The sequence below is a fragment of the Pseudomonas syringae group sp. 247E2 genome, from assembly GCF_032587795.1.
Classification (GTDB): domain Bacteria; phylum Pseudomonadota; class Gammaproteobacteria; order Pseudomonadales; family Pseudomonadaceae; genus Aquipseudomonas; species Aquipseudomonas amygdali.
Genome location: NZ_JAWHPK010000008.1, coordinates 530,316 through 543,499 on the forward strand (window position 1 = coordinate 530,316; position 13,184 = coordinate 543,499).

Below are 13,184 nucleotides of genomic sequence, written 5' to 3' on the forward strand. Positions count from 1 at the left end.
GTCAGAAGACGAAAGGGGGCTGGCAGGGCGCCAACCCCCTTGTACCGATCAGCGCGTAGAACGCTGACGCGCAGTCTTGAGCAGGTCTTCCGGGGTAATGTGGCCGACCACTGATTTAGCCGCAGCGCTGCCGGGTAGCGGCAGGTCGAGAATGTGACCTTTCATTTTGCCGATCACGTGCATTTCGCAAGGTTTGCAATCGAATTTCAGGGTCAGCACTTCATCACCCTGCACCAGTTGCATGGGCGCGACCTTGGTGCGCACGCCCGTCACACCTTTGGCCTGTTTCGGGCACAGGTTGAACGAGAAACGCAGGCAGTGTTTGGTGATCATCACTGGCACTTCACCGGTTTCTTCGTGGGCCTCGTAGGCCGCGTCGATCAGTTGCACGCCGTGGCGATGGTAGAAATCGCGGGCCTTCTGGTTGTAGACGTTGGCCAGAAAGGACAAATGCGACTCCGGGTACACCGGCGGCGGGGTAGTCTCAGCCTTGCGGCCACCGCGTGGATGCGCCTCGATGCGCGCTTCGGTCAGCGCCTCGATGGCATCGCGACGCAGGGTCTTGAGCTGCGAGTTGGGCACGAAGAACGCCTGTGGCGCGTCGAGCCTGACATCCTGAGCATGGTAGATCGTGGTGCCCAGCTGAGTGAGCAGGTCACGCAGTTGATCCAGCGCCTGCTCGGGCTTGTTGGCTGCGCCGAACGGGCCGTCAAGGTTTACCGCGACGCTCACACCTTCTTCACTGATGGCTTCCAGGCGCAGATGGTCTTCACGAAGGGTAACCTGCCACTGAATGCCGATGCGGCGCTCGGCCGAGGTCTTGAGCAGCGCTTGCTGCCAGTTGTGGTCCAGGTTGCGATTCAATGGATGGTTGGGACGCACACGGGAAAGCGCCGCAGGCATCTCGTTGGGTTCTACACGGTAGCGCCAGCGCTTCTGGCCATCTTCTTCGAACTCGCCTTTGAGCTCGGCGATATTGGCACGGAAGCCCACCACTTCACGCTTGATCTGCACGTTGAGACCGTCACCGTTGGACAGCGGCTCATGGGTCACGGCGATCAGATCACGCTTGCCGAGTTTTTCGACGGTGCCGACTGCCAGACCGGTAAACGTCGGCGTATCGAACGCACCGATGTCGATCTTGCGGTCACTGACGAAATAATCGGTGCTGCCGCGGTGAAAGGTCTTCTCCGGGTCGGGCACGAAGAAGTGCGCGGTACGGCCGCTGGAAGCGCGTGCCAGGTCCGGACGGTCTTCGAGAATCTCGTCCAGACGCTGGCGGTAATAGGCGGTGATATTTTTGACGTAGCCTGCGTCCTTGTAGCGACCTTCGATTTTGAACGAGCGCACGCCTGCGTCCACCAGATCGCGCAGGTTGGCGCTCTGGTTGTTGTCTTTCATCGACAACAGATGCTTTTCGAAGGCAACGACGCGGCCCTGATCATCCTTGAGCGTGTAGGGCAGGCGGCAAGCCTGCGAGCAGTCGCCGCGGTTGGCACTGCGGCCGTTTTGCGCGTGGGAAATATTGCACTGCCCGGAGAACGCCACGCACAGCGCGCCATGAATGAAAAACTCGATAGCGGCATCGGTTTCACGGGCGATGTCACGAATTTCCTGCAGGTTCAGCTCGCGGGCCAGCACCAGTTGCGAGAAACCGGCCTGATCGAGGAACTTCGCCCGGCCCAGGGTGCGGATGTCGGTCTGGGTGCTGGCATGCAGCTCGATGGGCGGAATGTCCAGCTCCATCACCCCGAGGTCCTGCACGATCAATGCGTCCACGCCTGCGTCGTAGAGCTGGTGAATCAGCTTGCGGGCTGGTTCCAGTTCGTCGTCATGCAGGATGGTGTTGATCGTGGTGAAGATCCGCGCGTGATAGCGATGAGCGAATTTGACCAGCTCGGCAATGTCGCTGACCTCGTTGCAGGCGTTGTGTCGCGCACCAAAGCTCGGCCCGCCGATGTACACCGCATCGGCACCATGCAGGATGGCTTCACGGGCGATGGTTACGTCCCGTGCAGGGCTGAGCAACTCCAGGTGGTGCTTGGGTAACGACATGGCAACGGGATCCTGCGGCGGGCAAAGCGCGCATTGTAGTGCTACAGGCCGCGCGACGCACCTGTTGAAGCGTGCGTCAGGCGACCGGCTGACCATCGGCGCGTCTTCAGTGAGAGCGCAAACGCAGGATTTTCGCGCCGTCGAAAGGGTCGGTCAGCCAGTGCGCCACGACGCCGAAGGTGCTCAGCAGGCGTTCCGGGGTCAGCACCTCGACCGGCGCCCCCAGTGCGACCAGCCGGCCTTTCTCCATGACCGCCACGCGGTCGCAATCCAGCGCCTGATTCAGATCGTGCAGGGCTATCACAGTGGTTACCGGCAAAGCCCTGACCAGACCGAGAATGGTCAGTTGGTGCTGGATATCCAGGTGATTGGTCGGTTCGTCCAGCAGAAGGATCCTGGGTCGTTGCGCCAGCGCCCTGGCGATGTGCACGCGCTGCCGCTCGCCACCGGACAAGGTGTGCCAGGCACGTTTCTGCATGTGCAGCATGTCCACATCCTGCAACGCCTGGCGAACGATTGCGTCATCGTTCGCACTCCACGGCTCGAGTGCCGACAGCCAGGGCGTGCGGCCTAGCTCGACGGCATCCAGAACCGTCACGGCATCGCTGGTTTCCGCTTGTTGTTCGACCACCGCCAGCAAGCGCGCCACGTCTCTGCGGCTCATTGCCTCAAGTGGTTGCCCGCCCAGTCTGACCGTGCCGCAGACCGGTTTCTGAATTCCGGCCAATAGTTTCAGCAGGGTGGATTTTCCCGAACCGTTAGGGCCGACCACGGCCAGTGTCTCGCCGGCTGCGATGCTCAAGTCGACGTCGCGCAGCAACGCAGTGCCACGCACCGAATAACCCAGCCCTGAGCAGCCCAGCACCGGTGCGTTGACCAGATGAGGAAAGGCGTTCATCGCGTGCTATTGCCCCGGATAAGAATCAAAGCGAAGACCGGTGCGCCGATCAGTGCGGTAATGACGCCAATCGGCAGCGCCTGGCCCTTGATCAGCGTGCGCGAGAGGATGTCGGCAGCGATCAGAAACAGCGCGCCGCTCAATGCGCTCAACGGCACCAGCCGTGCGTGGCGCACACCGACCAGCATACGCACCGCGTGCGGGATCACCAGCCCGACAAAACCGATGGAGCCGACGATCGATACCATCACTGCGGTGACCAGGGCTGCGGTCGCGATCAGGATGATCTGCACGCGCCGCACGGCAATCCCCAGTGACGCCGCCGAGTCGCTGCCGAAGGTGAACGCGTCCAGCGCTCGCCGGTGCCAGAGGCACACCAGCAGACCGACCAGCACCGTCGGCACTGCCAGCCAGACCGAGTGCCAGCGTACGCCGCTGAGGTTGCCCAGCAGCCAGAACATGATGCCGCGTGCCTGTTCGGAGCTGGCGGATTTGGTGATCAGAAACGACGTCAGGGCATTGAACAGCTGTGAGCCGGCGATTCCGGCCAGAATGATCTGCCCGGCCGCTGTGGTGCCTCGCGACGAGTGCGCCAGCAGGGCGACCAGCGAAAACGCCGCCACGGCCCCGGCAAAAGCGCCTGCCGACATCGAAATAGCCCCCGCGCCGAAGCCCAGAATGGCGACCAGCACCGCGCCGGTCGAGGCCCCGGCGGAAATTCCCAGCAGATATGGGTCTGCCAGCGGGTTGCGCAACAAGGATTGCAACACTACGCCACAGATCGCCAGCCCGGCCCCGCAGGCTGCCGCGACAATCGCGCGGGTCAGCCGGTAGTTCCAGACGATGCCTTCGTCGATAGGGTCGAGCACATAGCCGGCAGCCCAGAGTTTGTTGGCCAGCACCTGAAAAACCACCTTCAGGCTGATCGAGGTTTCGCCAATCGCCGCACCGACCATGATCGCCAGCACCAGTACTGCCGAGACCCAGAGCACATGGCCCAGCGCTACCTGTAATCTCATTGTGCAGCGTTGAAACGGTTGGCGGCGTCAGCCAGTTCCTCGAACCCGGTAAACAGGCGCAGGCCAGCCTGCATGCCTTCGGCGTCGATGATCACGATCCGGTCATGCTTGACTGCGTCCATGTTGCGCGTCACCGGGTCGCTCTTGAGGAATTCGATCTTTTTCAGGTAGTCGTCGGCCGGGAAGCGGCGGCGATCCATGCGTGCAATCACCAGAATGCTTGGATTGGCCTTGGCAATGGTCTCCCAGCCCACTGTCGGCCATTCCTCGTCGGACTTGACGATATTGCGCATGCCCAGGCTGTTGAGCATGAAGTCCGGGATGCCTTTGCGGCCTGCCACGAACGGGTCGCTGGCGAGATCGGAACTGGAAAACCAGAACAGCGCCGAGACGTCGTTCGCCTTGTTCTGTTTGACGTTGGCAATCGCGGCGCTCAGGCGGGCCTTGAGGTCGGCGACCAGCGTGTCACCGCGGTCCTGTACGTCGAAAATCTGCGCCAGTTGCTCGATGCTCTTGTAGATGGTTTCGATGCGGAACGGCTCTAGGCGTGTGCCATCGGCACCGACCAGATTATCTTTGCCTTCGCAATCGGACGGCAGAATGTAAGTGGGTATTTTCAGGTCATGGAACTGCTCGCGTGTGCCGACCACGCCCTGTTTGCCGACCATCCACTCCAGCTGCACTGCCACCAGTTCCGGACGTTTGCCAATCACCGCTTCAAAGCTTGGGTCGTTGTCGGCCAGACGTTCTACCTTATCGTTCTGCGCCTTGAAGCGTGGCAAAACGTTGTTGAACCACAGCGAAGTGCCCACCAGCCGGTCGCCCAGGCCTAGTTCGTAGAGCATTTCAGTACCGGCCTGGCCAATGGTCACTGCCTTGGTCGGCGCATGTGCGAACGTCAGGGTCGAACCACAGTTTTCGAGGGTCAGCGGATACTGAGTAGGCGCGGCGAGGGTCAGGGTGGACAGCGTCAGGCTGGCGGCAAGTACGGCAAGGCGGGGCAGCGACATGAAATGCGGTCTCCGTTGGAGCAGGTGCCAAGGCGCAATGCACATCAGGAAACACATCCCCGGCAAATGACCGGGCACGACGGGAAATGCTGCCGCGTGCGGATGTCCTTCCCGGACACCCCGCCGGTTAGTGGATTGAAGCAGGTCGGCAGGTCTCCTGACTGGCATGTCATCGCCAGGCTCCGGCCTTCCCGGAGCTGAATCCAGTGGCAGTCATGGAGCAGGCTCGATGCCTACAGTTGCGGGGGCAGTTTCGTTTTGGCCTTGTGCAGACAAAGCGTGCGAATTCCCTGTTAGTTCCTCTCGGAAACCGACGGGCGGCATGGTAAACGATAAGCGTTTTAGTGGCTAATCCTTTGCGCGCAGGCGCAGCAGACTGTTGATCAGATGCAGACGCATCGCGGCTCGGGCGGCATCCCGATCCTGATGGACAATGGCGTCGAAGATGGTCTCCTGTTCGCGTTGCTGGATGACTGGGTCGTCCTCTGCGTGCAACGACGTGATATTGCCGAAGCCGCTGCGGGTGCGAGGCAGGATGCTGCTGCCGAGCTGGCTCATCACGTCGGTAAAGAAGCTATTGGCGGTGCACAGTGATATCTGCCGGTGAAACTCGAAGTCGGCCTTCATGGTGTCGTGCCCCAGGCGCGCACAGCGATGCAGCTCATCGAGTGCCTGACGGATGGCATCCAGTTGTTCGGGCGTGCGGCGTTGAGCCGCGAGCGCGGCGGATTCCGGCTCGATGCTCAGGCGCAGTTCGATGATGGATACCGCGTCGCCGGGTGTACCGATTGGCGGTTCAACCTGCTGGAAATTTCCTGGCTGCGCGGCATCGACCACGAAGGTGCCGATGCCATGCCGGGTTTCGACCAGACCTTCGGCTTGCAGACGCGACATCGCTTCACGAACCACGGTGCGGCTGACCCCGGTTTCACGGATGATCACCTGTTCGGTAGGAAGCTTTTCACCGCTCTGGATCTCGCCTTCGCGAATTCTGCGCGAAAACTCGGCGACCAGTTGCTGAGTCAGGCTGGAGCGACGGCCTTTTGATGTGGAAGGTTGTTCCATGGCGGGTGATCGGGTCCGTGTCGGGTGGCTGAGTATAACCGTACTCAAGGCGTGTTTTGTGTGGGGATCGCAGCCTATACTCGCGTATCGGACAGAACTGAGGCTGCAATGTCGGACAACGCGCTTTCCTCGCAAAAGAACCATCGACGCCTGGCAGAAACCCTGGTCGACCGCTTCGCCCAGCGCATGCGTGACGGTGTGCTGGTGCGCGGCGAGAAACTGCCTTCCGAGATCCACATCATGGAAGCCGAGGGTGTCAGCCGCACGGTGGTGCGCGATGCGCTGTCGCGGATGCAGGCCGCCGGGCTGGTGGAAACCCGGCATGGCGTCGGCACCTTTGTTCTAGACATGCCACCGCCTGAAGGTTTTTCGGTAGGGCCTGCGACCATCGCCACCTTGTCCGATGTGCTGAACCTGCTGGAGTTTCGCTTGAGCCTGGAAGTCGAGGCAGCAGGGCTGGCTGCGCAACGACGCAGCCCTGAAGCGTTGCTTGAGCTCAAGCGGGCGTTCGATGCGCTGCTTGAAGGCCCGCAGAAATCCGGAACCACCATCAATGCCGATTTTCAATTTCACCTCAAGATCGCCAAGGCGTCAGGCAATGCCTACCTGATCGACATCATGAAACATCTGGGCACCAAGCTGATTCCCCGCACGCGGATGAACTCGGCCTACACAGGGCAGAGCGATCGCAACGCCTACCTGGCCGGAATCAACACCGAACACCGGCAAATCTACAACGCCATCGCCGAAGGCAACGTCGACGCAGCGCGCTCGGCGATGTACCTGCACCTCAACGGCAGCCGCATGCGCCTGCGTCGCACTCAGGCGCTGTACAGCGACTGAGCGATTCAGGGCCGGACGCGGAGTTTCTGCCAGACAAAGAGGACGCAGAGCGTCCAGAACTGCATGCGATGCGGAGCGTCGCACGATGGTGAGATTATCGCGCGCTACAGGAAGTTGTACTGCACGCCTACGCGCAATCTCAGCTGGCGCTTGTCATCTTCGGAATCGACCTTGATGTCGCCGACTTCAAAGAACGGCACCCAGTGCTTGTCCCATTTGTATTTGAAGGCCGCATTCTGTTCGTAGTCGGTCTTGCCGTTGTCATAGCGAATGTAGTCGGCGTCGAAGTAGGTGAACTGATACTCGTACGCCCACGGGCCTTTGCTGGCGTAGTTGACCCAGACGTCGTAACGATTGATCGACTGATCATCCATCTGGTTGTCAGGCATTTCATGGTTGACCTTGTCCCTGTCCAGCTTGATCGAGTCGTAGCGGTAACGGCCTGATACGCTCAACTGATCGTTTACTTTGTAGCCCAGCTTGAGGCCCATTTTATAGGCCGTCGATTTCTCGATACTTTCCAGTGCAAACGAAGGCGTCAGCAGCCATTTTTCGTCAAGCCGGTATTGATAGCTGACCGTCAATTCGTGGCCGTTGCCGACGGTGTTGTCGAACGCTACGTCCTGGCGGTCGCCTGCGGTCTTGTATTTGAGCTCGCCTTCGAAGCCCCAGCCGCTGTCCAGCCGGCTGCCGAATTTGACTCGGTCAGCATGCATACGGGTGCTTTCTGCATATTGGTGACGGTAGTTGATGTACGCGCTGTCGGCATGCGCCCAGGCGCCGGGGAACAGAGCAGTCAGAGAGATCAGTGCGAGTGGTTTTTTCATTTTTTTATTCTTGTTTGATGGCTGTTTTGGGTGTGTTGAGGCAAATCGCAGGCAGCCGGATCCCTTGGCCGAGAGGGCCGGGGATCACAGTGTCGGCAGGGTTACGGGTTCAGCGCTCGTGAGCCCGGCGGCGGCTCATCCCGTCGGGCGCAGGTCCATGTCGCGGCTGGCCTGAATCAGCAGTCGCGAATACTCGTGCCGAGCCTGGTTGTTGATCAACTGGCTGCTATCGAGGGTTTCCACCACCTGGCCTTGCTGCATGACCGCAACCCGGTCACACAAGTGCGCCACTACGCCGAGGTCGTGGGTCACCATGAGGTAGGTCAGGCCTTGCTGATGACGCAAGTCGGCCAGCAGGTTGAGAATTTCGGCCTGCACCGAAACGTCCAGTGCCGAGGTGGGTTCGTCGAGCAGTAGTACGCGCGGTTCGAGAATCAGCGCCCTTGCAATAGCGACGCGCTGGCGCTGGCCGCCGGACAGCTGATGCGGGTAACGGAAACGAAAGCTCTCGTTGAGACCGACCTTGTTCAGCACTTCACAGACGCGACGGTCGCGGTCACCGATCCGGTGGATGCTCAAGGGCTCCTTGAGCGCTGCGTCGATGGTGTGGCGCGGATGCAGCGAGGCATAGGGGTCCTGAAAGACCATCTGCACGGTGCGGTAGTGACTGGCATCGAGCTTGCGCTGCACGGTCTGGCCGGCCACGCTCAGTGCGCCGCTCCAGTGATGATATTGTCCTGCCAGGCAGCGCAGCACGGTGGTCTTGCCCGAGCCGGATTCGCCGACCAGGCCGAACGACTGGCCTTGCTCGACCTGCAGGTTGACGTCACGCAGCACCTGATTCAGCGCTGGGCCAGTGCCGAAGCTCAGGTTCAGTGAATCGACTGTGATCATTGCCATGGGAGCATTCTCAGTGAGTGAGCCAAAGGGGATCGCGTTGCAGAACCGGCAGGCTGGCACGCGGGTGATCCAGGCTGGGCAGGGCGGCCAACAGACCTTGCGTGTAGGGATGACGCGCCTGATCCAGTTCGCTGGCGTTCAGCGATTCCACGACACGCCCGGCGTACATCACCAGCACCCGGTCGCAGAAGTGACGGACCATATTCAGGTCGTGGCTGATGAAGATCAGGCCCAGATCGCGCTCGCTGACCAGCTCTTCCAGCACGTTGAGCACCTGACGGCGCACCGACACATCCAGTGCGGAAGTCGGCTCGTCGGCGATGATCACTTGCGGGTCGGTGATCACCATCATCGCGATCATGATCCGCTGGCCCATACCGCCCGAAACTTCATGGGGATACAGTTCGTAGACCCGCGCCGGTTCGCGGATGTGCACCTTGGCGAGCATGTCCAGCGTGCGTTCGCGGGCTTCCTTTTTCGAAACCCTGTGATGCGCCAGATAGGCCTCAGCGATCTGTTCGCCTACCTTGATCACCGGGTTCAGCGAGTATTTCGGGTCCTGCATGATCATCGACATGCGCCGCCCGCGAATGCTCTGCATCTGTTTTTCGCTGCATTCAAGCAAGTCGATATCGCCGAAACGCAGGGTTTTCGCCGTGACCCTGGCCGTTGCCGGATGCAGGCGCAGCAGGCTGCGACCGACCGTGGACTTGCCCGATCCCGATTCGCCAACAATCGCCAGCTTTTCCCGGCCAAGGCTGAATGACACGTCGCGAACGGCTGCCGTGACCTTGCCCGCATGACTGAACTCGACGCGTAAATCTTCTACTGCCAGCTTTATCTGTGGCATGGCTGTCTGTGACATGGTTTTAGCCCTTTTATTATTGTTCGATGCGTGTCATTCGCTGCGTGGGTCAAGTACATCGCGTAATCCGTCGCCCAACAGGTTGAACGCCAGACTGACCAGCATGATGGTGGCGCCGGGTGCCGCCACCAGCCACCAGCTTTCCAGCATGTAACGACGGCCGCTGGAGATCATCGCGCCCCATTCCGGCAGCGGCGCCTGTGCGCCGAGGCCGAGAAAGCCCAGTGCGGCGGCGGTGAGAATGATGCTGGCCATGTTCATGGTCAGGCGGATGATCACCGAAGACAGGCACATCGGAATGATGTGACGGCCGATCACGCGCACTGCCGAGGCACCTTGCAGCTTCACCGCGACAACGAAGTCGGCGTTGCGCAGCGACAGGGTTTCGGCCCGCGCCAGGCGGGCGATCGGTGGCCAGGCCGTCAGGGCGATGGCGATGACTGCGTGTTCCAGGCCAGGGCCCAGGGCGGCGATGAAGGCCAGTGCCAGCACCAGGCTGGGAAACGAGATGAAGATGTCGGTGATGCGCATGAACAGGCTGTCGACCCAGCCGCCGAAATAACCGGACACAGTGCCGATCAGCAGGCCGATCGGGCCGACGATCACCGTCACCAGCATCACGATGTACAGCGTGATGCGCGAGCCGTAGACCAATCGGCTGAACACGTCGCGGCCGTATTCATCGGTGCCGAACCAGTTCTGTGCTCCGGGCATGCGCAGCGCGGCCGACAGGTCCTGAGCCAGCGGGTCATGAGTTGCGATCCATGGCGCGAACAGCGCGACGATCATCAGCGTGCCGATGACGATCAGCCCCGCCAGCGTCATCGGGTTGCGCAACAGAAAACGCATCAGGCGCGCACTGCTGGCGGCCAATGCTGCGAGGCTGGAGGTTGGCGCCTGAACCATGGGCGTGGCGCTGCTTGCAATGGAAGTCGTCATCAGCGGGTTCTCGGGTCGAAGACTTTATAAAGGGCGTCACTGATCTGGTTGAGGATCACGAAGATCAACCCGATCAGCAGGACGCAGGCCATTACGGCATTCATGTCGCCCAGCAGCAGGCTGCTGGTCAGGTACTGGCCAAAACCGGGCCAGGCGAACACGGTTTCTATGAGCACCGCGCCCTCCAGCAGGCCGCCGTAGGCAAGGGCGACGATGGTCAGCAGTTGCACGCGGATGTTGCGGAACGCATGGCCCCAGACGATGCGTCGCTGCGACAGGCCCTTGACCCGGGCGGTGATGATGTATTCCTGCGAAAGCTGTTCGAGCATGAAGCTGCGGGTCATGCGGCTGATATACGCCACCGAATTGAAACTGAGAATTACCGCAGGCAGGAGGATGTGGCGCAGTGCGCTGCGAAAGGCCTCCCAGTCGCCGGACAGCGCGGTATCGATCAGCAACAGGCCGGTACGGGTTTCGATCAGGCCGTCATAAGCCAGACCGATGCGTCCAACCCCTCCGGCCCAGCCCAGCCAGGCGTAGAACACCAGAAAAGCCATCATGCCCAGCCAGAAGATCGGCGTGGAATAGCCAAACAGGGTAATGACCCGGGCAATATGGTCGCCGCTGCGGCCCTGATGGGTGGCGGCATACACCCCCAATGGCAAGCCCAGCAGCACGCCGAACAGGATTGCCAGGGTGGCCAGCTCCAGCGTGGCCGGGAAGACCCGCGCGATGTCGTCTATCACCGGGTGGCCGGTCAGCAGGGCTTTGCCCAGATCACCGTGCAGCAGGTCACTGAGGTACATGACGAACTGGGTGGTCAGCGGCTTGTCCAGGCCCAGTTCCTGATACGCCTGAGCGTAGGCGGCCGCATCTGCGTCAGGGCCGACGATGGCCAGTACCGGGTCCAGCGGCATGACCCGGCCAATGAAGAAAGTGAGCAACAGCAGGCCGAACAGGGTCGCCGCCACTGATCCGCTGCGACGGGTGCCGTGGGCAACCCGACTGCTCCAAATTGAAATCGATGCACTCGACATGGTTATTCCTGCCTTGGCTTGAGCGATTGAACGCATGGGTTCAGCGTTGCTTGTAGACGTCACGCAGGCGCGTGGTCGCGGCGCTGTGACCCAGGTAATCCTGGACATCGGCGTGAATGACCACTTCATCGGTCATCTGCGAAATCGGCATGATCGGCCCGGCTTTCTGGTCATACAGGGTCTGGATGCGTTGGTAGTCGGCCAGTTGCTTACTGGCGTCACGCTCGCGTTCGGCCTGCTCGATCAGTTGGTTGATCTCGGCGTTGTAGAACGAGGTACGCCAGCCCTGAAAGTTGCTCAACCTGGCTTCTTCGCGGTTGTCCGGGTTGTAAATGAGCGCTCGCAGGCTGGAGTGCGGATGGCGCTCGCCACCGCCACCGCCACGCCCGACCAGAATGTCGAAGCGCCGGTCACGCATTGCGCCGTAGATCTGATTGCCGGTGCCGGTAATGATCGACGCCTGAATACCTGCCTGGGCGAGGGTCGATTGCAGGCTGGTGGCGATGTTGATGAAGGGCGAATCGGTCAGCGAACGAATGGTGATCTTGAAGCCATTCGGGTGTCCGGCTTCGGCCAGCAGGCGCCTGGCCTCGGCGACATTGAGCGCATAGCCCGGATCATCCAGTCTGGCCGCCAGCCCCAGTTGCAGCGGGCGCTGGTTGATCAGCCCGTAATGCGGCATGACCACGGAGTTGATGCCTTGATAGTCGATCAGCGCACGAATTGCCTGGCGCACCCGGATATCCTGAAACAGTGGCTGCTCCATGCTCAGTGCGATGTAGTACAGAGTGCCGCGCGGGATGGTCTGCACATTGACGTCTTTCGAACGGGTCAGTGCCTTTATATCGGTGGCCGCCATACCGCGCGCCACGTCCAGGTCTCCGCGCTCCACCATCAGGCGCAGCGCCTGGGATTCGGTCATGTTGCGCATGATCACCCGGCGCAGTCTGGCCGGGCCGCGCCAGTATTGCTCGAAGCGGCTCATCAGAATCACGTCGTTGGCACGCCAGATGTCCAGCTTGAATGCGCCGGAGCCCGCTGTGTTGGTGGTCAGCCAGGCGGCGCCTAGATCATCACCCTTGGCATGTTGCAACGTGGTCAGCCGATCAATGACGAAGGCGCTGGGCGAGGTTGCCAGCGTGTTGAGCACCAGCATGGGGTCGGTGGCTTTGGGCAGGTCAAGCACGAAGGTCGATGGTCCTTCGGCGCGCATCAGTTTGCTGACGTTGTCAGCGGTGTAACCGTAGGCTTTCCAGGTGGAAGCCAGGGCCTTGTTGAGTGTGACCACACGTTGCAGCGACCAGGCAACGTCCTGGGCAGTAAGCGGGTTGCCGGAGTGAAATGTCACGCCCGGGCGTAGGTGGAAGGTAAGGCGCATGCGGTCGGGGCTGATTTCCCAGCGCTCGGCCAGTGCCGGAATCAGCTGGTCGGGGCGGGCAGCGTCCTGTTCCAGCAGCATGTCATAGACATTGGCGTTGACCTCGGACACCTCAAGGCCGGTGGCACCTGCCGGGTCCAGGGACAGCAGGTTGATCATGCTCATGCCGACCACCAGTTGATCGACCGGTGTTTCACCGCGCGCCAGAGCGGGCGGGGTGTGCACGAGTATCGCCGTCAGGGCGAGGCATAGCAGCCAGGGCAGGCGCTTGAGCCAGAGCTTCATGGGGGCAGTCCTTTTTTATATTTATAAGACGCTGTGTCGGGATGTCGAGCGAAGGGCGCTCGG

Annotated in this window: 12 protein-coding genes and 1 riboswitch; of the genes, 1 reads left to right on the forward strand and 11 read right to left on the reverse strand. The window is 61.1% G+C overall.

Annotated features, from left to right (window positions below):
* Positions 1 to 48: 48 nt before the first annotated feature.
* The 5 genes from RYC18_RS09615 to RYC18_RS09635 form a co-directional block, all read right to left on the reverse strand.
* Positions 49 to 2,055: a peptidase U32 family protein gene (locus RYC18_RS09615; RefSeq protein WP_016981377.1), complete on the reverse strand. Its 2,007-nt coding sequence runs from the start codon at positions 2,053 to 2,055 to the stop codon at positions 49 to 51.
* Positions 2,056 to 2,161: 106 nt separating this feature from the next.
* Positions 2,162 to 2,953 carry an ABC transporter ATP-binding protein gene (locus RYC18_RS09620; protein ID WP_004665632.1) on the reverse strand — a complete coding sequence of 264 codons (792 nt, stop codon included), beginning with the start codon at positions 2,951 to 2,953 and terminating at the stop codon, positions 2,162 to 2,164.
* Positions 2,950 to 3,972, reverse strand: coding sequence for a FecCD family ABC transporter permease (locus RYC18_RS09625; RefSeq protein ID WP_016981376.1), 1,023 nt, complete (start codon positions 3,970 to 3,972; stop codon positions 2,950 to 2,952). The genes RYC18_RS09620 and RYC18_RS09625 overlap by 4 nt, the downstream gene beginning before the upstream one ends.
* Positions 3,969 to 4,982 carry an ABC transporter substrate-binding protein gene (locus RYC18_RS09630; RefSeq protein ID WP_005731962.1) on the reverse strand — a complete coding sequence of 338 codons (1,014 nt, stop codon included), beginning with the start codon at positions 4,980 to 4,982 and terminating at the stop codon, positions 3,969 to 3,971. Before RYC18_RS09630 ends, RYC18_RS09625 begins: the two co-directional genes overlap by 4 nt.
* 129 nt (positions 4,983 to 5,111) lie before the next feature.
* Positions 5,112 to 5,312, reverse strand: a riboswitch (cobalamin riboswitch).
* An 18-nt stretch (positions 5,313 to 5,330) separates the two neighbouring features.
* Complete coding sequence (locus RYC18_RS09635) at positions 5,331 to 6,047, reverse strand: FadR/GntR family transcriptional regulator (protein ID WP_016981375.1); 717 nt, start codon at positions 6,045 to 6,047, stop codon at positions 5,331 to 5,333.
* Between the two features lie 108 nt (positions 6,048 to 6,155).
* On the opposite strand from RYC18_RS09635, the gene RYC18_RS09640 reads away from it, so the two are divergent.
* Positions 6,156 to 6,890, forward strand: coding sequence for a FadR/GntR family transcriptional regulator (locus tag RYC18_RS09640; protein ID WP_005755744.1), 735 nt, complete (start codon positions 6,156 to 6,158; stop codon positions 6,888 to 6,890).
* Positions 6,891 to 6,994: 104 nt separating this feature from the next.
* Here the strand turns inward: RYC18_RS09640 and RYC18_RS09645 are convergent, their stop codons facing one another.
* The 6 genes from RYC18_RS09645 to RYC18_RS09670 all read right to left on the reverse strand — a co-directional run bounded on the left by RYC18_RS09645 (position 6,995) and on the right by RYC18_RS09670 (position 13,121).
* A complete protein-coding gene (locus RYC18_RS09645; protein WP_005745916.1) occupies positions 6,995 to 7,717 on the reverse strand; it encodes an oligogalacturonate-specific porin KdgM family protein in 723 nt (240 codons plus the stop codon).
* Between the two features lie 135 nt (positions 7,718 to 7,852).
* Entirely contained in the window at positions 7,853 to 8,617 is a 765-nt protein-coding gene (locus RYC18_RS09650; RefSeq protein ID WP_005745917.1) for an ABC transporter ATP-binding protein, read from the reverse strand.
* A 10-nt stretch (positions 8,618 to 8,627) separates the two neighbouring features.
* Positions 8,628 to 9,467: an ABC transporter ATP-binding protein gene (locus RYC18_RS09655; protein WP_029240939.1), complete on the reverse strand. Its 840-nt coding sequence runs from the start codon at positions 9,465 to 9,467 to the stop codon at positions 8,628 to 8,630.
* Between the two features lie 48 nt (positions 9,468 to 9,515).
* A complete protein-coding gene (locus RYC18_RS09660) occupies positions 9,516 to 10,421 on the reverse strand; it encodes an ABC transporter permease (protein WP_016981374.1) in 906 nt (301 codons plus the stop codon).
* Positions 10,421 to 11,458 carry an ABC transporter permease gene (locus RYC18_RS09665; protein WP_016981373.1) on the reverse strand — a complete coding sequence of 346 codons (1,038 nt, stop codon included), beginning with the start codon at positions 11,456 to 11,458 and terminating at the stop codon, positions 10,421 to 10,423. The genes RYC18_RS09660 and RYC18_RS09665 overlap by 1 nt, the downstream gene beginning before the upstream one ends.
* 40 nt (positions 11,459 to 11,498) lie before the next feature.
* Positions 11,499 to 13,121, reverse strand: coding sequence for an ABC transporter substrate-binding protein (locus RYC18_RS09670; RefSeq protein WP_316885500.1), 1,623 nt, complete (start codon positions 13,119 to 13,121; stop codon positions 11,499 to 11,501).
* Between the last annotated feature and the right edge of the window lie 63 nt (positions 13,122 to 13,184).

Excerpts from the sequence above, each read along its gene's own strand:
- RYC18_RS09660 (WP_016981374.1), bottom strand. The coding sequence starts at position 10,421 with ATGACGACTTCCATTGCAAGCAGCGCCACGCCCATGGTTCAGGCGCCA.
- RYC18_RS09615 (WP_016981377.1), bottom strand. The coding sequence starts at position 2,055 with ATGTCGTTACCCAAGCACCACCTGGAGTTGCTCAGCCCTGCACGGGAC.
- RYC18_RS09635 (WP_016981375.1), bottom strand. The coding sequence starts at position 6,047 with ATGGAACAACCTTCCACATCAAAAGGCCGTCGCTCCAGCCTGACTCAG.
- RYC18_RS09640 (WP_005755744.1), top strand. The coding sequence starts at position 6,156 with ATGTCGGACAACGCGCTTTCCTCGCAAAAGAACCATCGACGCCTGGCA.
- RYC18_RS09650 (WP_005745917.1), bottom strand. The coding sequence starts at position 8,617 with ATGGCAATGATCACAGTCGATTCACTGAACCTGAGCTTCGGCACTGGC.
- RYC18_RS09625 (WP_016981376.1), bottom strand. The coding sequence starts at position 3,972 with ATGAGATTACAGGTAGCGCTGGGCCATGTGCTCTGGGTCTCGGCAGTA.
- RYC18_RS09630 (WP_005731962.1), bottom strand. The coding sequence starts at position 4,982 with ATGTCGCTGCCCCGCCTTGCCGTACTTGCCGCCAGCCTGACGCTGTCC.
- RYC18_RS09670 (WP_316885500.1), bottom strand. The coding sequence starts at position 13,121 with ATGAAGCTCTGGCTCAAGCGCCTGCCCTGGCTGCTATGCCTCGCCCTG.
- RYC18_RS09655 (WP_029240939.1), bottom strand. The coding sequence starts at position 9,467 with ATGCCACAGATAAAGCTGGCAGTAGAAGATTTACGCGTCGAGTTCAGT.
- RYC18_RS09645 (WP_005745916.1), bottom strand. The coding sequence starts at position 7,717 with ATGAAAAAACCACTCGCACTGATCTCTCTGACTGCTCTGTTCCCCGGC.
- RYC18_RS09620 (WP_004665632.1), bottom strand. The coding sequence starts at position 2,953 with ATGAACGCCTTTCCTCATCTGGTCAACGCACCGGTGCTGGGCTGCTCA.
- RYC18_RS09665 (WP_016981373.1), bottom strand. The coding sequence starts at position 11,458 with ATGTCGAGTGCATCGATTTCAATTTGGAGCAGTCGGGTTGCCCACGGC.